Annotated in this window: 16 protein-coding genes and 1 pseudogene; 9 read left to right on the plus strand and 8 right to left on the minus strand. The window is 69.5% G+C overall.

Annotated features, from left to right (window positions below; genetic code table 11):
* Positions 1-99 precede the first annotated feature (99 nt).
* The 3 genes from G3I71_RS36575 to G3I71_RS36585 form a co-directional block, all read right to left on the minus strand.
* On the minus strand, positions 100-936 hold the full coding sequence (locus tag G3I71_RS36575) for a DUF1206 domain-containing protein (RefSeq protein WP_164321723.1): 837 nt from the start codon (positions 934-936) through the stop codon (positions 100-102).
* Between the two features lie 114 nt (positions 937-1,050).
* The gene (locus tag G3I71_RS36580; RefSeq protein WP_343243172.1) at positions 1,051-1,884 is read right to left on the minus strand and encodes a YhjD/YihY/BrkB family envelope integrity protein; all 834 of its coding nucleotides are present in this window, start codon (positions 1,882-1,884) and stop codon (positions 1,051-1,053) included.
* Positions 1,885-1,911: 27 nt separating this feature from the next.
* On the minus strand, positions 1,912-2,268 hold the full coding sequence (locus G3I71_RS36585) for an ANTAR domain-containing protein (protein ID WP_164321725.1): 357 nt from the start codon (positions 2,266-2,268) through the stop codon (positions 1,912-1,914).
* 731 nt (positions 2,269-2,999) lie between these two features.
* On the opposite strand from G3I71_RS36585, the gene G3I71_RS36590 reads away from it, so the two are divergent.
* The 4 genes and pseudogenes from G3I71_RS36590 to G3I71_RS36605 all read left to right on the plus strand — a co-directional run.
* Entirely contained in the window at positions 3,000-3,188 is a 189-nt protein-coding gene (locus G3I71_RS36590) for a hypothetical protein (protein WP_239149555.1), read from the plus strand.
* A gap of 139 nt (positions 3,189-3,327) precedes the next feature.
* Positions 3,328-3,513, plus strand: a complete 186-nt coding sequence (locus G3I71_RS36595; protein WP_203690934.1) for a hydrophobic protein — start codon at positions 3,328-3,330, stop codon at positions 3,511-3,513.
* A 107-nt stretch (positions 3,514-3,620) separates the two neighbouring features.
* Entirely contained in the window at positions 3,621-3,794 is a 174-nt protein-coding gene (locus G3I71_RS36600) for a CsbD family protein (RefSeq protein WP_164321727.1), read from the plus strand.
* A gap of 134 nt (positions 3,795-3,928) precedes the next feature.
* Positions 3,929-4,135: pseudogene (locus G3I71_RS36605) on the plus strand (hypothetical protein); the annotation flags it as partial.
* A gap of 134 nt (positions 4,136-4,269) precedes the next feature.
* Here the strand turns inward: G3I71_RS36605 and G3I71_RS36610 are convergent.
* The 3 genes from G3I71_RS36610 to G3I71_RS51620 all read right to left on the minus strand — a co-directional run bounded on the left by G3I71_RS36610 (position 4,270) and on the right by G3I71_RS51620 (position 7,074).
* Positions 4,270-4,794, minus strand: a complete 525-nt coding sequence (locus G3I71_RS36610; RefSeq protein ID WP_164321732.1) for a DUF6328 family protein — start codon at positions 4,792-4,794, stop codon at positions 4,270-4,272.
* A gap of 277 nt (positions 4,795-5,071) precedes the next feature.
* Entirely contained in the window at positions 5,072-6,790 is a 1,719-nt protein-coding gene (locus G3I71_RS36615; protein ID WP_164321734.1) for a relaxase/mobilization nuclease domain-containing protein, read from the minus strand.
* Positions 6,787-7,074 (minus strand): mobilization protein, encoded by a 288-nt coding sequence (locus tag G3I71_RS51620; RefSeq protein ID WP_239149556.1) that lies wholly within the window; start codon positions 7,072-7,074, stop codon positions 6,787-6,789. Before G3I71_RS51620 ends, G3I71_RS36615 begins: the two co-directional genes overlap by 4 nt.
* A gap of 112 nt (positions 7,075-7,186) precedes the next feature.
* Between G3I71_RS51620 and G3I71_RS36625 the strand changes: the two genes are divergently transcribed.
* Positions 7,187-8,413 carry a site-specific integrase gene (locus G3I71_RS36625; protein ID WP_239149557.1) on the plus strand — a complete coding sequence of 409 codons (1,227 nt, stop codon included), beginning with the start codon at positions 7,187-7,189 and terminating at the stop codon, positions 8,411-8,413.
* 128 nt (positions 8,414-8,541) lie between these two features.
* On the opposite strand, the gene G3I71_RS36630 is transcribed toward G3I71_RS36625, so the two are convergent.
* Together G3I71_RS36630 and G3I71_RS36635 are read right to left on the minus strand one after the other, a co-directional pair.
* Positions 8,542-10,071 carry a UDP-N-acetylglucosamine 1-carboxyvinyltransferase gene (locus G3I71_RS36630; RefSeq protein WP_164321740.1) on the minus strand — a complete coding sequence of 510 codons (1,530 nt, stop codon included), beginning with the start codon at positions 10,069-10,071 and terminating at the stop codon, positions 8,542-8,544.
* Between the two features lie 71 nt (positions 10,072-10,142).
* A complete protein-coding gene (locus G3I71_RS36635; protein WP_164321742.1) occupies positions 10,143-10,340 on the minus strand; it encodes a DUF4236 domain-containing protein in 198 nt (65 codons plus the stop codon).
* Between the two features lie 209 nt (positions 10,341-10,549).
* On the opposite strand from G3I71_RS36635, the gene acnA reads away from it, so the two are divergent.
* The 4 genes from acnA (at position 10,550) to G3I71_RS36655 (ending at position 17,248) form a co-directional block, all read left to right on the plus strand.
* Positions 10,550-13,267: an aconitate hydratase AcnA gene (gene acnA / locus G3I71_RS36640; RefSeq protein ID WP_164321743.1), complete on the plus strand. Its 2,718-nt coding sequence runs from the start codon at positions 10,550-10,552 to the stop codon at positions 13,265-13,267.
* Between the two features lie 282 nt (positions 13,268-13,549).
* Positions 13,550-14,275 (plus strand): response regulator transcription factor, encoded by a 726-nt coding sequence (locus G3I71_RS36645; protein WP_164321746.1) that lies wholly within the window; start codon positions 13,550-13,552, stop codon positions 14,273-14,275.
* Complete coding sequence (locus tag G3I71_RS36650; protein WP_164321748.1) at positions 14,272-15,777, plus strand: cell wall metabolism sensor histidine kinase WalK; 1,506 nt, start codon at positions 14,272-14,274, stop codon at positions 15,775-15,777. Before G3I71_RS36645 ends, G3I71_RS36650 begins: the two co-directional genes overlap by 4 nt.
* A gap of 370 nt (positions 15,778-16,147) precedes the next feature.
* Positions 16,148-17,248 (plus strand): lytic polysaccharide monooxygenase, encoded by a 1,101-nt coding sequence (locus tag G3I71_RS36655; RefSeq protein WP_164321750.1) that lies wholly within the window; start codon positions 16,148-16,150, stop codon positions 17,246-17,248.
* Positions 17,249-17,308: the final 60 nt, after the last annotated feature.

Raw genomic sequence — 17,308 nt, forward strand, 5'->3', positions numbered from 1 at the left:
GGTTCGGAGCTGTCGCGCTGACCGGTGCGTGGTGACGGCCCGGTCCAAGGGCGAGCCTGCGGGAGGAGGAGTCGGCAGATCCGGCCTGGGTCACCGTTTCTACAGTCGGCGCCAGCGGGCCGAGGCGAAGGAGAAGACGCCGAAGAGGATCAGTCCGATCGCGACGGCGACCAGGAGCCATGGCCCCGCCGGTGTCTGCGTGAAGCTCCGGAGTGTCGCGTCCACGCCCTTGGCCTCGTCCGGGTCGAAGTGGACGGCTGCTACCAGGACGAAGACCCCCGCTGCGGCGAACACCACGCCACGCGCCACGCCGCCGCCCACGCCGAGAGCGGTGACGACCTGCTTCGTACGGTGGCTCATGGAGCCGGTGTCCAGCTGCTTCAGGAAGCTCCGCAGGGCCGCCCGGACGGCGAGTACCCCGCCTATGCCGATCAGGAGGCAGCCCCCGGCCCCCACCAGCACCTGGCCGTACGACAGTTTGAGCGCCTCTGCCGTCCAGTCCTGCGACTGGGCGTTGCCGCTGGACCCCTGGCCACCCCCGGCGGCATACGTGGCTGTTGCCCAGCAGACGGAGGCGTAGAAAACGGCCCGTCCGCCGTCGAGGATCCGCGAACCCGCCTTCCGTCGAGGCCCCCTTGTGAGCACGGCGCGGGAACCACGCCACAAGGCCATGGCGGCGAAGCCGACCACCATCGCCCACAGCATCACTTTCCCGAACGGCTGCTCCGCGACCTGGGCCAGCGCGCCCTGCCGGTCAGCCGACTCGCCGCCACTGCTGCCGAGGGCGATCTGCATGGCAAGGGCGCCGATCAGGACGTACACCACGCCCCGTGCGACGAAGCCCGCCCGCCCCGCGGCGGTCAGCGTCTCGTTCTGGGTGGTACGGGCCGCGGACTTCACGGCCTGGCCGCGCCCTTGCGTGTTGGACGACGTCACGTTGTCCTCCCCATGGAGTGGGCGCGCGATACGCGTCCACCGCTCCCGAGTGCCCTGGACCGGGGGTTTGATGCGCGGGTTCGGCGAGCGACGGCCGGAGCGCTACCGGCCAGGTCACCGGTCGTCGTCCGGGGCGTCACCGGCGCGGTTGTCCCGGCCCCGGGGCCGTCGTCGCCGGGCCCGCTGTTTCAGGGCCTGTGCCACGCGGGGGAGTTCCTCGTGCAGCAGGCGGCCCGTGAGCGCGCCGCCGAATACGACGACGCCCACACCGACCAGCCAGGACTGGACGACCAGGACGGTTCCGAAGGGACCGTAGGTGACGGCGCTGGAGGCGATCAGCGGTGAGAAGACGAGACGGGAGAAGACCCGAAGACCGAGCAGCCCGAGCGCCGTCACCAACGCGCCCGGCAGCAGGGCGCTCCAGGCGATCCGCCCGCCGAGCAGCATCCGTTGCGACCACCAGAAGAACAGGACGGCGCTCAGCGTCGCGGCCAGTGTGCCGGCCGGCGAATGACGCCACAGCGTGGTGGTGGCGGTCAGGTAGAGGGACCCGACGAGCACGGCGAGCCACAGCACGTGCCGCCATCTGGCATACCAGCGGGCCGGGGGCAGCTCCCAGACCTTCTCGTAGCCGGTCTGCACCGCCGCCCCGAACGTCAGCCCGAAGACGGCGAGTGCGGCCAGGCCGAAGGCGGTCGTGGTCTGCAGCACCTGGCCGGGCCGCGCGAACAGCTGCCCGATCTCGTCCCTGGCCGCCCTCGACACACCGAGCCCGTCCCCCAGCCACTGCGCGAACCCCCGCCCGTGCTCCGGATCGGCCGCGGAGACAACGATCAACAGGGGCACCAGCGTGAGGAATCCGAGCGCTGCGAAGCCCAGCGACCTCGGCCCCAGTTCGATCTCCTTGCTGCGCCGCCATCCCCGCCCGGCCGCCGAATCACGGAACACACCGCACAGCCGTGAACGTGTGAGCCGTCACCGCCGCTCCAGCGCGTGAAGACGCCGCAGCGCGCGACGCCACTCGCGCTGAATCGCCTCGGGAAGTTCCTGATCCTTCGTGGTGGCGACCAGAGCCGCGGCCACGTCCCGGAGCTTGACGTTGCAGTGCTGCGACACGTCCACCAGCAGGCTCCATGCACGCTCACTGGAACACGGTGCCAGAACCATCACCATGCCGCATGCCTGATCGACGACCGCGCGGCCGGCGAGCGCCCGCCGCAGCCGGTCGACCCGGGCGCGCAGCGCCACGACGTCCTGACCCGCCGGGTCCTCTGTCAGGGCCTCGGCCGTCAGATCCCACCAGTCCTCCGGAAGCATGGCTGTGCGATGCATGGCATCTGCCTCTCCACGATCTCGGCGCGTCCGGCGTGGCCGAAGCCGTCCCGGAACCTCTGGATGTCAGGCAACTTCATCGGTCACCCATGGTGTTCGCGGTCCCGCCGGTCCTCGCGCCTCCAGCGCCCTCGGTGCTGACTGCTGTAGCGACGGTCCCAGCGGTCCTGCCGATCCCCTCCCGGCGGTCCTCCGAAATCGGACCCGTCCACCACGGCTACGATCGCGGCCGTAGCGCGTGGAGTCGAAGAGCAACACGGACGCGGCCATCCACCAGATGGGGTTGAGGAAGCCGAAACCGAACAGGATCACGGCGACAACGAGAAGCAGGGCGAACACGGCGGGCCTCCCCGGAGCAGAGCAGGGCATCACGCCGGGGGCCGGAGCCTGTTCGAACAGCGTAGCCCTGCCCATGGGTTGCGGAAAGCTGCTCACGTCAGTAGCCGCGGCGTCCTCCGCCAGGCCCGGATGGCCACTTGCCGTCTGTTCAGGGCGTGCGGCGAGGGCTAGCGTGCACGGTACGGCCCGAGCCCCCGGCAGCGTCGCTCACCTCTCGCGCTCCCTTGAGGGCGCACCTCGCGCATCAGTGCCGGAACCCACCCCGCCCCCAACGGGCCGCTCCCCGCACCCGCCCGCCGTCGCCACGCCGTCCCGGCGCGGCCTCGATGCGCCCCAGACGGGCACGATCCGCCGCCCGCCGCTTCGCACGGCATTCACCGCAGGTGGCACACATGTACGTACTCATCGTCCCGGCAGTACTCCCCTTCGTCCTCCTCGCCACCGTCATGGGCCTGTCCTGGTGGGAGGACCGCATCCTTCCGGTGCCGCCTGCCGAGCCGGCCGAAGCTCCCGCCGAGGCTCCGTTCGCCCCAGCGGCCCCTGCCCACCTCGCCGAGCTCGCCCGTGTCGGCACGCGTTGACAAGGGAAGTCGCCGGGCGTTGGCTGGAAGCACGGCGTAGGGCTATGCCACTCCGGATCACTCGGTCGGCGCATTCCACCTTCCCGCTTCGCCCGGACCCCGCGGAACTCGGAACTTTCCGCGATCTGGAGGCCCGGCAATGATCCTGTGGATTCTTCTCCTTCTGCTGATCCTGATGGTGTTCGGGTTCGGCTTCACCATGCAGGCCCTCTGGTGGGTCGCCGCCGTACTGTTGGTCGTCTGGATCGTCGGCTTCGCCAAGCGCGGGCGCGGCGGCGGCAGGCGGAGCGGTGGCAGCCGCCGATACGGCCGCAGCCGCGGGTAATCGACACCAGGCACTCTCCCAAGGTGCCCTCCCACCCGCGGGAACGGCGGCCTGTACGGCAGCAATCGCGCGGGAGCCCATCCAGCGAACGAGCAGAGGACAACCTCATGAGCGTCGGACAGACGATCAAGCACAAGACCCAGGCGTTCAAGGGCCGGGTCACCGAACGCGTCGGCCGGGCCACCCGCAACAGGCGACTGCAGCGCGAAGGCAGGACCGACCGGGTATCCGGAAACCTGAAGCAGTCGGGCGACAAGGCCAAGGACGCCTTCAAGCCCTGACCACCAACGCCCCGGATGGTGCCCACGCCGCGTGGACGCCATCCGGCAGGCCAACCCGGAATCAGCCCACAGGAATTGACCGGAACGGCAACGAAGCCGAACAGCCTACGAGCCGAGAGCCGGAGAAGGCCGCTGTGCTCACCATCGTGATCATCGCCGTGATCGTCATCGCGGCGGTCATCTTCTTCGTCGTTGGACGTGGACGCTTCCGGGCCGGTGGAGGGCGCGGGCTGAAGCGCCGCTTCGGACCCGAGTACGACCGTGCCGTCGCCGACCACGACGGTGACACCAAGGCGGCCGAGCGGGATCTCGACGAGCGTGTGCAGCGGCACGGCTCCCTCACACTCGGCTGCTCCACATGTCAGCGCTCGCCGGCCAGTGACACCGTCCTCCCCGCAGGAAGCACAGCCGCCGCAGGAACCCGGTAGGCGAACCACACCGGCCGACCGCGGCGGCTGTGTGCTGACCGAAGCACTCAGTCCGATCCGGCCGGCGGCTCCGAGACAGCCCGGGCCTCGGACCGTGCGGCGTGCCGCATGACGAACTGCGGCAACGCCCCCCACAGGCCACCGCACACCAGCAGCGTCGCACTCCCCGCGATCACGCCCTCGACCCGGCCGAGCACCACGTCGACGACGAGCAGCACGGAACCGGTGAGGGTCAGCATCAGGACGCTCATACCCGCTCCCGCCAGCCGTGAGGAGATCATGACGATCTCGGGCTTGGCCCCGCGCTGGAACAACGTGCGGTGCAACGCGGCGGGCGTGGTGAACAGGGCCGCCGCGAGCACCGCGAGCAGCAGCGTCGTGATGTACATGGTGCGCTGCGCCGTGTCGAGCGTGGAGAAGCGGGCGGTGAAGGCCAGCGTCAGCAGGAACGCGAACAGGATCTGGACCCCGGTCTGGATGATCCTCAGCTCCTGGAGCAGCTCGCCGAAGTTGCGATCGGCCCGCTCCAGCGTCGTCTCCTCGCGCGGCGTCCGGGAATTCTCCTCAGCCATGTCCTGCCAACCTACTCGAAAGCCCCGCAACGGTCCCCCGGCCGGACAGAGCATTCCACATGACGGTCGCGACGACGATGCTGCAGCGGACACGGACGTCCCGGTACCAGCGGACCTGGTCGGCCGCGCCGTTGGCTTTGCGGAGCTGGTTGCTGAGCTGTCTTGCGGTGGCTGCAGCCTCGGCTCGGCTACCTCAGTCCCACTGGCTACGAGGCCGCTCTCGTGGCGTGAACTCCACACCGATGGTGGCTGTCGAAGCGGAACAAGCTCAGTCTGATCACCGTACCTTTCCGGGCCGTTCGTCTCGGCTCGGCGAGGGCCGGACAGCACGGCCGCCCGTCGCCGCAGCGATGGTGTGGTCAGGCATTGCGGAGGCGTCGGCGGGCAGGTCGGCCATGCGCCGCAACCGCCACACCAGCACGTCACTGACAGAACCGGCGGTGCCCAGCTCCCGCCGTCCGGCGGCCTCGGCCAGCAAGGTGGCCGGGTCGTGTCCGGTGCTCTCAACGTCGGCGAGAGTGGCTGCTAGGGCATGCCGGCCCGGCTCGGCCAGGATCTGCTCGGCCAGCTCGGGTACCGCCGCGCGTAGACGAGCGGCCTGCTGGTGCCGCAGCGGTTGTGACAGGCGCCGGCCGCGCTGGTAGAGCGCGCCCATGGGGATACTGGCTGCGGTTTGGTAGGCGGTGCGCAGGTGCTCGGCGGCCTCGCGGGCGGCGGCGGCCTGCTGGGCGTGCTCCTTCTTCGCATGCCAGTGGGCGGCAGCGGTGACCAGGAAGAACAGCATGTCGATCGCCATCGCGGTGGTGGCGCCGTCTTCCCCCCGGCCGAGCGCCGGACCGCTGTAGACGAGGTCGCGGGCAGCTTGGCGCAAGGCGCGGTCGTGCCCGTGTTCGGCCCTGATGCGGGAGCGGGTGGCCCGCTCGAATACGGCGGCGGCCTGACGCAGTTCGGTGCGGGTGTGGGCGGCGGAGGTCTTGGCGAGCGCGTCCAGGACCTCCCCGGCAGCCGCGACGTACGCGGCCACCTGGCCGTCCTCACCGTTGTCCATGACCAGCACCGCCTGCCATGCCGCAGCGGCTGTCCTGCGGCGCGCGGTGGCCGGATCGCTCGGCGCCGGGCCCGTGGCCTGGTCCGAGGGCGTGTCGGCACCCTGCATCGAGGCGTCACCGGACCAGCGCTTGCGGATACGGGGCAGGGACAGGTCGGGGGAGAGGGTGGAGCCCGCGTAGTAGACCGGCTCCCTCTGCCCGTTGCGGTTGTCCGGGAGGGCGACCTTGTAGCCGAGCAGGTCGCCGGAGGGTGCAACGCGCTTGCGGATCAGAAGGCCGGCGGCGGCCAGGCGATCGAAGAACTCCTCCTCGCTCGTGGCTCCTGCCACTGCCCGTCGTACGGTTTCCCGCAGTTCCTCGGACGCCGGCCGCTCCCTGCCCTCGCGTTCGGCCTTGTGGCGTTCGGCGCTGGTGGGGCGTTTGGCGGCGGTGCCGTCCCCGGGTGCGACCTGGTGCAGGCCGAGTTCCTTCTCGATGAGGCGGCATTCGGCCTGGGCGCGTTTGCCGGAACGGTGATGGTCGGGGTGGCGACCGTCTTCGCGTACGAGGGTGGCGATGATGTGGATGTGGTCGTCTGCGTGGCGGACGGCGGCCCAGCGGCAGCCGGCGCCGTCGCCGGGGTCGATGCCGGTGGCGGCGACGATGCGGCGGGCGATGTCGCCCCACTGCTCGTCACTGAGGATCGGGTCGTCGGGCGCGGCCCGCACCGAGCAGTGCCAGACGTGCTCGTCGGGACGCTGGTCCGCGTCGAGAAGGGACAGAGGCTGGTCGAGCAGGTGCCGGAGATCCTTCTCCGTCACTGAGGGATCGCGGCCGGGATCGGGCGCCATACCGTCGAAGGAGGCGACCAGGTGTGGGTCGATGTGCTCCTCGTGGGTGCCCTTGCCGTACAGGTAGATCAGGAGTCCGAGGGTCCTGCTGCCCTGCTTGTGGATCCGGGGGATCAAGCCGCCTGCTCCTCCTGCCGGTTGGTGATCCTGTCGGCCGCCCGTTGGACTGCCTGCGCGGCGCGTTGCAGATCGGCTAGGGCGGCGGCGAAGTGGGGTGCGTCGCCACCGGAGTTGAGGGCCCTGACGGCTTGGTTGACGTTGCTGCCGGCCCAGTCGAGCTGACGGCGCACGCCGAACAGCGCGGTCAGGATGTCCCGTTCCGTGGCGATGGCTGCTGCGGTGCGGGACTGGTCGCGAGCGGCGGCAAGGGCGGAGTGGGCCAGGAACCCGGCCACGCTCATGTCGACGTGCTCGGCGCCGGACTGGATGATGGCGAGCTCCTGTTGGTTGAGGCGGACGCTGTGGGCAGGGCGCTGCTTCTTGTCGCGCGGACGCGACTTCCCCTTCTTGGCCTTGCCCTTGCGACTGGCCTTGCCTGGCTGCGATCCGCCCTCGGTCGCAGCTTTCCCGTCCGGCGCCCCCTGGTGCCGGACGGGCTCCGCCACCCCCGGGGCGGGGTCGGGTTCGAGCGCTCCCCCTGCGGATGCCAAGACCTGGCTCGCCCAGGCCCAGACCGACGCCCGCCGAGGCGAGTTCGTCGATCCACGCGACGGAGCCATCTCCCTCAAGGACTACATCGCGACCCACTGGTGGCCCACCCAGAGCGGCGACCCGTCCACTCTCGAACGCATCGAGCAGCGGGTCCGTCGGCACATCGTCCCGCACCTCGGTGTGCTGCCGCTGAACAGCGTCGGAACGGAGGCGTTGCGGGGATGGAAGAAGCGGCTGGAGAAGGACCTCGGCCCTACGTCGATCCGCCTCGTCTGGGCGACGCTGTCGGGCGTGCTCCAGGCCGCAGTCGAAGACCGCCGTCTCGCACGCAACCCGTGCCGCGCGAGTACGGTCCGCCCTCCGGCAGCCGCGCCCGGCAGGGTCGAGGCGTGGCCGCCCGACCGTGTCCTGGCGGTCCGGGCAACTCTGTCCGAGCGCTATCGCGTCCTCGTCGAGATCGGAGCCGGTCTCGGACTCCGGCAGGGAGAGGCGTTCGGCCTGTCCATGGAGGACATCGACTTCGACGCGGAAGTCGTCCACGTCCGCCGTCAGATCAAGATGGTGCGGACAAAGCTGTGCTTCGCGCTCCCCAAGGGCCGCAAGGTCCGCGACGTGCCCCTGCCCTCAAGCGTCGCCAAGGCCATACGACAGCACATGGAGGTCTACGAACCCGTGCCGGTCACCATGGCGTGGGACGACCCGCGCCCGGCTGAGACGCCGGTGGAGGCCAAGCACCGGCGGCCGAGGACGTACAACCTCCTGGTGACGGGGCGCGAGCGCAAGGCGGTCAACCGGAACTTCTTCAACTCCTACGTCTGGAAGCCGGCCCTGGCAGGGGCCGGCGTGATCGCCACGCTGGAGGAGAGCGCCCTGGACGGGGCCCGAGTCTGGGAGCCGTCCCGAGAACACGGCTACCACGCCCTGCGCCACTTCTACGCCTCCGAGCAACTGGAGGCCGGCGAGTCGGTCGTGTCCCTGGCCCGGTGGCTCGGCCACTCCGACCCCGGGTTCACCCTGCGGAAGTACGCGCACTTCCTGCCCCGCGCCGGTGCGCGCGGCAGCACCGCCATCGACGCGGTCTTCGCGTAGCCCGGCCGACCGGCAGAAGCCCGGTCCCGACCCAAAGTCCAAAGTCCCAGAGAAATCCCACAGGTGCCGCCGTGCCCTTTCTGACCCGCATTCATGCGGGTCAGAAAGGGTGCGGCGGCATCCGTCGTTCAGATATCCCGGAAGATCTCGATCTGCGCCCCCACCGAGTTCAGCCGCTCCGCCAGATCCTCGTAACCCCGGTTGATGACGTACACGTTGCGCAGCACGGACGTGCCCTCCGCCGACATCATCGCCAGCAGGACCACCACCGCCGGCCGGAGCGCGGGCGGGCACATCATCTCGGCGGCTCGCCAGCGGGTCGGGCCCTCGACCAGGACCCGGTGCGGGTCGAGGAGTTGGAGGCGTCCGCCGAGGCGGTTCAGGTCGGTCAGATAGATCGCGCGGTTGTCGTAGACCCAGTCGTGGATGAGGGTCTTGCCCTGGGCGGCGGCCGCGATGGCCGCGAAGAACGGCACGTTGTCGATGTTCAGACCCGGGAACGGCATCGGGTGGATCTTGTCGATCGGCGCCTCCAGCTTGGAGGGCCGGACCGTCAGGTCGACCAGCCGCGTACGGCCGTTGTCCGCGAAGTACTCTGGCGTACGGTCGTGGTCGAGCCCCATCTCCTCCAGGACCGCCAGCTCGATCTCCAGGAACTCGATCGGCACCCGGCGCACGGTCAGTTCGGACTCCGTGACGACCGCCGCCGTCAGCAGGCTCATCGCCTCGACCGGGTCCTCGGAGGGCGAGTAGTCCACGTCGACGTCGATGGTCGGTACGCCGTGCACGGTGAGCGTCGTCGTGCCGACGCCCTCGACCCGTACGCCCAAGGCCTCCAGGAAGAAGCACAGGTCCTGGACCATGTAGTTGGAGGACGCGTTGCGGATGACGGTCACCCCGTCGTGCCGGGCGGCGGCGAGCAGCGCGTTCTCGGTGACGGTGTCCCCGCGCTCGGTCAGCACGATCGGGCGGCCGGGGGAGACGGAACGGTCGACCCGGGCGTGGTAGAGCCCCTCCGTCGCCGCGATGTCCAGCCCGAACCGGCGCAGCGCGATCATGTGCGGCTCGATGGTCCGGGTGCCGAGGTCGCAGCCACCCGCGTACGGCAGCCTGAAGCTGTCCAGGCGGTGCAGCAGCGGGCCGAGGAACATGATGATCGAGCGGGTCCGGCGGGCGGCCTCGGCGTCGATGGCCGCCATGTTCAGCTCGGCCGGGGGCACGATCTCCAGGTCGACGCCGTCGTTGATCCATCGCGCCCGTACGCCGATCGAGTTGAGCACCTCCAGCAGGCGGTACACCTCTTCGATGCGGGCGACGCGGCGCAGTACTGTGCGCCCCTTGTTGAGGAGCGAGGCGCACAGCAGCGCGACACACGCGTTCTTGCTGGTCTTGACGTCGATCGAGCCGGAGAGGCGGCGACCGCCGACCACCCGCAGATGCATCGGACCCGCGTACCCCAGGGAGACGATCTCACTGTCGAGCGCTTCACCGATTCGAGCGATCATCTCAAGGCTGATGTTTTGATTGCCGCGCTCGATGCGGTTGACCGCGCTCTGACTGGTGCCGAGCGCTTCGGCAAGTTGTGTCTGTGTCCAGCCCCGATGCTGTCTGGCGTCACGGATGAGCTTGCCGATACGTACGAGGTAGTCGTCTGCCATGGGGTCGAGGTTATCTCAGATATGAGATGACGCCTCTTGTGGGATCTGTTCGGGTGACTGGTGACGGCTGGTCAGTCGTCCTTCTTCGTGCGGGTCTTCCGCCACCCGAAAGGTCCGGGCAGATTCATCGATGTCGTACGACGTCCTGTGGTGCTGCGCGTGTGTCGCGGACCGTGCTCGCCGCCTGTGGTGAACGACATGGATCGCCTGTTGATGTTCAGTCGGAGCCAAGGGAGTATCCGGAAGCTCTTGCGGAATGTGAGTGCCATGGAGGTCGCTTACCCCGGATCGGCGCGGTGATGGCTACATCACACGGCAACCGGGCATGCCCATTCGCCACCCATGCACTAGAGTTATCTCGACATCGAGATACCTCTGCCACTAAGGCTTGCCTAACTTAGCCTTACCTTAGCGGATCGGCCAAGTAGTCGTGGCGGCAGGATGCGGTGGAACGCGCACATCAATGAAGGAGACTGTCGTGTCGGCGAACAGCTTCGACGCCCGTAGCACGCTCAGCGTGGGCGACGAGTCGTACGAGATCTTCCGGCTGGACAAGGTGGAAGGCTCGGCTCGCCTTCCGTACAGCCTGAAGGTGCTGCTGGAGAACCTGCTCCGTACCGAGGACGGCGCGAACATCACCGCCGACCACATCCGGGCCATCGGTGGCTGGGACTCGCAGGCGCAGCCCAGCCAGGAGATCCAGTTCACGCCGGCCCGCGTGATCATGCAGGACTTCACCGGCGTGCCCTGTGTCGTGGACCTCGCCACCATGCGTGAGGCCGTCAAGGCCCTCGGTGGCGACCCGGCGAAGGTCAACCCGCTCTCCCCGGCCGAGATGGTCATCGACCACTCCGTGATCGCCGACAAGTTCGGCACGCCGGAGGCCTTCGGCCAGAACGTCGAGCTGGAGTACGGCCGCAACAAGGAGCGCTACCAGTTCCTGCGCTGGGGCCAGACCGCCTTCGACGACTTCAAGGTCGTCCCGCCGGGCACCGGCATCGTCCACCAGGTCAACATCGAGCACCTCGCCCGTACGATCATGGTCCGGGGCGGCCAGGCGTACCCCGACACCCTGGTCGGCACCGACTCCCACACCACCATGGTCAACGGCCTCGGTGTGCTCGGCTGGGGCGTCGGCGGTATCGAGGCCGAGGCCGCGATGCTGGGCCAGCCCGTCTCGATGCTCATCCCACGCGTCGTCGGCTTCAAGCTCACCGGTGAGCTGACGCCCGGCACCACCGCCACCGACCTCGTGCTGACCATCACGGAGATGCTCCGCAAGCACGGCGTCGTCGGCAAGTTCGTCGAGTTCTACGGCGAGGGCGTGGCCGCCACCTCCCTCGCGAACCGCGCGACCATCGGCAACATGTCGCCGGAGTTCGGTTCCACGGCCGCGATCTTCCCGATCGACGGCGAGACCATCAAGTACCTGAAGCTGACGGGCCGCGACGCCCAGCAGCTCGCGCTCGTCGAGGCGTACGCCAAGGAGCAGGGCCTCTGGCTGGACCCGGCCGCCGAGCCCGACTTCTCCGAGAGGCTGGAGCTCGACCTCTCGACGGTCGTCCCCTCCATCGCCGGCCCGAAGCGCCCGCAGGACCGTATCGTCCTCGCGAACGCCGCCGAGCAGTTCAAGGTCGACGTCCGCAACTACGTCGACGCCGTGGACGAGGCGGGCAAGGAGTCCTTCCCGGCCTCCGACTCCCCGGCCGTCGCTCCGAACGGCGCCCCGTCCAACCCGGTCACCGTGACCGCCCCCGACGGCTCGACCTACGAGATCGACCACGGCGCGGTGACGGTCGCGGCCATCACGTCCTGCACCAACACCTCGAACCCGTACGTCATGGTCGCCGCCGCGCTGGTGGCCAAGAAGGCGGTCGAGAAGGGCCTCACCCGCAAGCCGTGGGTCAAGACCACCCTCGCCCCGGGCTCCAAGGTCGTCACCGACTACTTCGACAAGGCGGGGCTCACCCCCTACCTCGACAAGGTCGGCTTCAACCTCGTCGGCTACGGCTGCACCACCTGCATCGGCAACTCCGGCCCGCTGCCGGACGAGGTCTCCAAGGCCGTCAACGACCATGACCTGGCCGTCACTTCGGTGCTCTCCGGCAACCGCAACTTCGAGGGCCGGATCAACCCCGACGTCAAGATGAACTACCTGGCGTCCCCGCCGCTGGTCGTCGCGTACGCCCTCGCGGGTTCCATGAAGGTGGACATCACGCGCGACGCCCTCGGCGTGGACCAGGAGGGCAAGCCGGTCTTCCTGGCCGACATCTGGCCCTCCGAGGCCGAGGTCAACGACGTCGTGGCGAACGCCATCGGCGAGGACATGTTCAGCAAGTCCTACAAGGACGTCTTCGCGGGTGACGCGCAGTGGCAGGCGCTGTCGATCCCGAGCGGCAACACCTTCGAGTGGGACCCGCAGTCGACCTACGTGCGCAAGCCCCCGTACTTCGAGGGCATGACGATGGAGACCACCCCGGTCTCGGACATCGCCGGCGCCCGCGTCCTCGCCAAGCTCGGCGACTCGGTCACCACCGACCACATCTCCCCGGCCGGCGCGATCAAGGCCGACACCCCCGGTGGCAAGTACCTCACGGAGCACGGTGTCGAGCGCCGTGACTTCAACTCGTACGGCTCCCGCCGTGGCAACCACGAGGTGATGATCCGCGGTACGTTCGCCAACATCCGCCTGCGCAACCAGATCGCGCCGGGCACCGAGGGCGGCTACACCCGCGACTTCACCCAGCCGGACGCGCCCGTCGCGTTCATCTACGACGCCTCGCGCAACTACATCGAGCAGGGCATCCCGCTGGTCATCCTGTCCGGCAAGGAGTACGGCTCGGGCTCGTCCCGCGACTGGGCCGCCAAGGGCACCGCGCTCCTCGGCGTCAAGGCCGTCATCGCCGAGTCGTACGAGCGCATCCACCGCTCGAACCTCATCGGCATGGGCGTGCTCCCGCTCCAGTACCCGGAGGGCGCCACCGCCGAGTCCCTCGGCCTCACCGGCGAGGAGACCTTCTCCTTCACCGGCGTCGAGGAGCTGAACAACGGCACCACCCCGCGCACGGTCAAGGTGACCACCGACACGGGCGTCGACTTCGACGCGGTCGTCCGTATCGACACCCCCGGTGAGGCCGACTACTACCGCAACGGCGGCATCATGCAGTACGTACTGCGCAACCTGATCCGCAACTAGCCGATCCGGTAGGGCAGTCGGGCCGCACTCCCCGCTCGGGCGGGGAGTGCGGCCCTTCGCGTGCCCGGGGAGCGGAAGCCGGTGACCAGCGTGGTCGCCGTACAGATTTCCGCTCAAGGGATTCCGGTGGCCGAGGAGCGTCAATGCCGCCTTCGGCCAAGGGAGTTGACCGCATCCGGCAGCGCATCCGAGAGCGCGTCCGTTGTCTCCGGGAGGGTCTCCCACGGCTGAGGCTCAGGTTGAACACAGGATTCCGCCAGGAAACAGGGACACGATCAGGACATGTCTGGCACTTCTGGGGTTCGCGGCGGTCACGTCCGTGTGCTGATCGTCGACGACGAACCGGCGCTCACGGAACTGTTGTGCGTGGCCGTCACCGAGGCGGGCTGGCGCCCCTACCCCGCCCTCGACGGCGAGAGCGCGCTGCGCATCGCCCGCTCCTCGGCCCCGCACGCCGTCGTCCTCGACGGCATGCTTCCCGACCTCGACGGACTCCAGGTGCTCCGCAGGCTGCGGTACGAGCGCCCGCGGCTGCCCGTCCTCATGCTCACCGCCCGAGATGCCCTCGAACACCGTCTCGACGGACTGGAGGCGGGCGCCGACGACTACGTCACCAAGCCGTTCTCCCTGGAGGAGGTCGTGCTGCGGCTGCGCGGACTGCTGCGCCGGTGCGGCGCCGAACAGACGCGCACCGACAACTCCGTACGCGTCCTCGGCGACCTCGTGATCACCGGGGAGAGCCGCGAGGTGCACCGCGACGGCACGCCCGTCCAGCTCACCGCCAAGGAGTTCGACCTGCTCAGCCTGCTGATGGGCCACCCGCGCCAGGTGCTCAGCAAGGGGCAGATCCTCGACCATGTGTGGACGAGGTGCTTCGACAGCGGCGACAACCTCGTCGAGGTGTACATCTCCAGCCTGCGCCGCAAGATCGACAAGGGGCGGGCCCCGATGATCCACACCGTGCGCGGACTCGGGTACGCGATCAGGGCCGGGGAGGACGGGAGATGACCGTACGTCTGCGCGGGCGCTCACTGCGGACCCGGCTGCTGTTCTTCATCGGGGTCACCCTGGCCGTGGTGTGCGCCGCCATGGCGGTCACCACCATCTTCGCCCAGCACCAGTACCTGCTGGGCAGCCTCGACGACCGCGTCGCCAACGCCGTCGCGCGCAGCCAGGGCGGCGCCGCGCTCCACCCCGAACTGGACACCGGCCTCGGCTTCCTCAACGAGAGCGGCCAGCCCGCCGGAACCCTGGCCGCCCGTCTCGCCCCCGACGGCACCCTGCTCACCGCCCAGGTCGTCTCCCAGGACGCGGCGCCGCGGGACCTGACCTCCGAGCAGCGGTCGGCACTCGCCGGCATCAGGGCCGACGGCACGATGCACACCCGTACCGTGCCGGGCCTCGGCACCTACCGGATCACGGCGATCGGCGGCACCGCGGACAACGGCGTCCGCGTGCTGACCGGGCTGCCGATGGACGACGTCCAGGACATGATCCAGGGCCTGGTCGTCATCGAGGCCGCGGTCGCCGTGGTCGGACTGACGATCGCCGGCTGCGTCTGCGCGGTCGTCATACGACGCCAACTGCGGCCCCTGGGCCGGGTCGCCGCCACCGCGGTCGAGGTCTCGCGCGCGCCGCTGGGCCGGGGCGCGGTCGTCGGCCTCACCCGCGTTCCGGAACGCGACACCGACCCGCAGAGCGAGGCCGGCCAGGTCGGCGCCGCCCTCAACCGGATGATCGACCACGTCGAGTCGTCCCTCGCCGAACGCCAGGCCGACGAGGAACGCATGCGGCGCTTCCTGTCCGACGCCAGCCATGAACTCCGTACCCCGCTCGCCTCGATCGCCGGATACGCGGAACTCATGAACCGGGGTACGCAGCGGATCGAGCCGGCGCTGGCCTGGCGGCGCGTGTCGGCGGAGTCGGCGCGGATGACGGGGCTCGTGGAGGACCTGCTGCTGCTCGCCCGACTCGACGAGGGGCGGCCGTTGCAGTCGGCCGAGGTGGACCTCGCGGCGGTGGTCGCCGAGTCGGTGTGGGACGCGCGGGCGGCGGGCGAGAATCACCACTGGCAACTGGCGCTCCTCCTCGACTCCCCGGCGCTGGTCCTCGGCGACGAGGCCCGGCTGCACCAGGTGGTGGCCAACCTGCTGGCCAACGCACGCGTCCACACACCCGCCGGTACGACGGTGCTGGCCTCGGCGGAGGTCGTGGGTGAGCGGTGCGTCATCCGCGTACGCGACGACGGTCCCGGCATCCCGCCGCACCTGCTCCCGTCCGTCTTCGAACGCTTCACCCGGGCCGACGTCTCCCGCGCCCGCAGCGGCCCACGGGACGGGGGCTCGGGCCTCGGCCTCGCCATCGTGTCGGCCATCGTGGCCGCGCACGGAGGGACCATCGACGTCGAAAGCGCCCCGGGACACACCGAGTTCACGATCGGACTGCCCACCGCGAGAGTGGTGCCGCCGACGACGTCGCGACCTGAACTCCGTACGCCCCTCCGGCGGTGACCGTGGTGACCGGGGCGTACCCCGGCTCCCGCCCCCCCGGCTCCCGCTCCCAACTCCTGCCCTCAACTGCCCTCTTCGGCTTGAGGTTTCGCGAGAGCCGCAGCCATCCGGGTGCGGTCCTCGTGTGTCAGGCGTTTACAACGGCACCGCGCGGCGCTAGCTTCAAAGGAGGGTGAGGTGGGAGCGCTCCCACACCGAGCGGACCGGAACCCGTAAGCGGGAGTCGCTCCCACCTCACCACCCCCCACGCATCACACCGTGCGCATCGCGCATCACGCGCGTCCCCAGTCGGGCGCGCCCCTTCACCCGCACGTTCCGTACGTACCGCACGACGTACGGCGCATCGCGTACGACTGAAGGAGAACGTGACATGGCCCTGACATCACTGTCCCCATCCTCCCCCCGCACCCCACGCCGATTACCGCTACCCACCCGAGGCAGAGCCTTCTTCCTCATCCTCCTGGCACTCCTCACCGCGATCCCGGCCCTCGGCCTGGTCGTCACGGCGGGCGGTGACGCGGAGGCCCACGGCACCCCGATGAAACCCGGCAGCCGTACCTTCCTCTGCTGGGAGGACGCCCTCACGGACACCGGTGAGATCAAGGCGATCAACCCGGCCTGCAAGACGGCACAACAGGTCAGCGGAACCACGCCGTTCTACAATTGGTTCTCGGTGCTGCGCTCGGACGGCGCGGGACGTACCCGGGGCTTCGTCCCGGACGGCCAGCTGTGCAGCGGCGGCAACACCAACTTCACCGGGTTCAACACCCCCAGCGCCGACTGGCCGGTGACCCACCTCACCTCGGGCGCCAACGTCGACTTCTCGTACAACGCGTGGGCGGCGCACCCGGGTTGGTTCTACGTCTACATCACCAAGGACGGCTTCGACCCGACCAAGACCCTCACCTGGGACGCGATCGAGTCCCAGCCGTTCCTGAGCGTCGACCACCCGCCGCTCAACGGCACCCCGGGCAACGTCGAGGCCAACTACTCCTGGAACGGCACGCTTCCGGCGAACAAGTCCGGGCGCCACCTCATCTACATGGTGTGGCAGCGTTCCGACAGCGCGGAGACCTTCTACTCCTGCTCCGACGTCGTCTTCGACGGCGGCAACGGCGAGGTGACGGGCATCAAGGACCCCGGCAACCCGCCCACCGAGCCCCCGCCCGGCGCATGCACCGCAAGTCGCCGTACGACGGGCAGCTGGAACGGCGGCTACCAGTCCGAGGTGACCGTCACCAACTCCGGGACCGTGCCGATGCTCGGCTGGATGGTCGACTGGACACTCCCGGCGGGCCAGACGGTGGACAGCCTCTGGAACGGCAACGCGACCTACAACGGCCAGGCGGTGATGGTCCACAACGCCGGCTGGAACGGCTCGCTCGATCCGGGCAGGACCGCGACGTTCGGATACGTCGTCCGGGGTTCGGGCGGTGATACGGCGACTACCCTGCCCTGCCGGGTCGGTTAGCCGCGCGGGGCCGCACATTCGAGATCAACCAGGTGCAAGGACGCTCAGGGCGGACCCGGT

Origin of the sequence: Streptomyces sp. SID12501, from assembly GCF_010550245.1 — a bacterium.
Classification (GTDB): Bacteria; Actinomycetota; Actinomycetes; order Streptomycetales; family Streptomycetaceae; genus Streptomyces.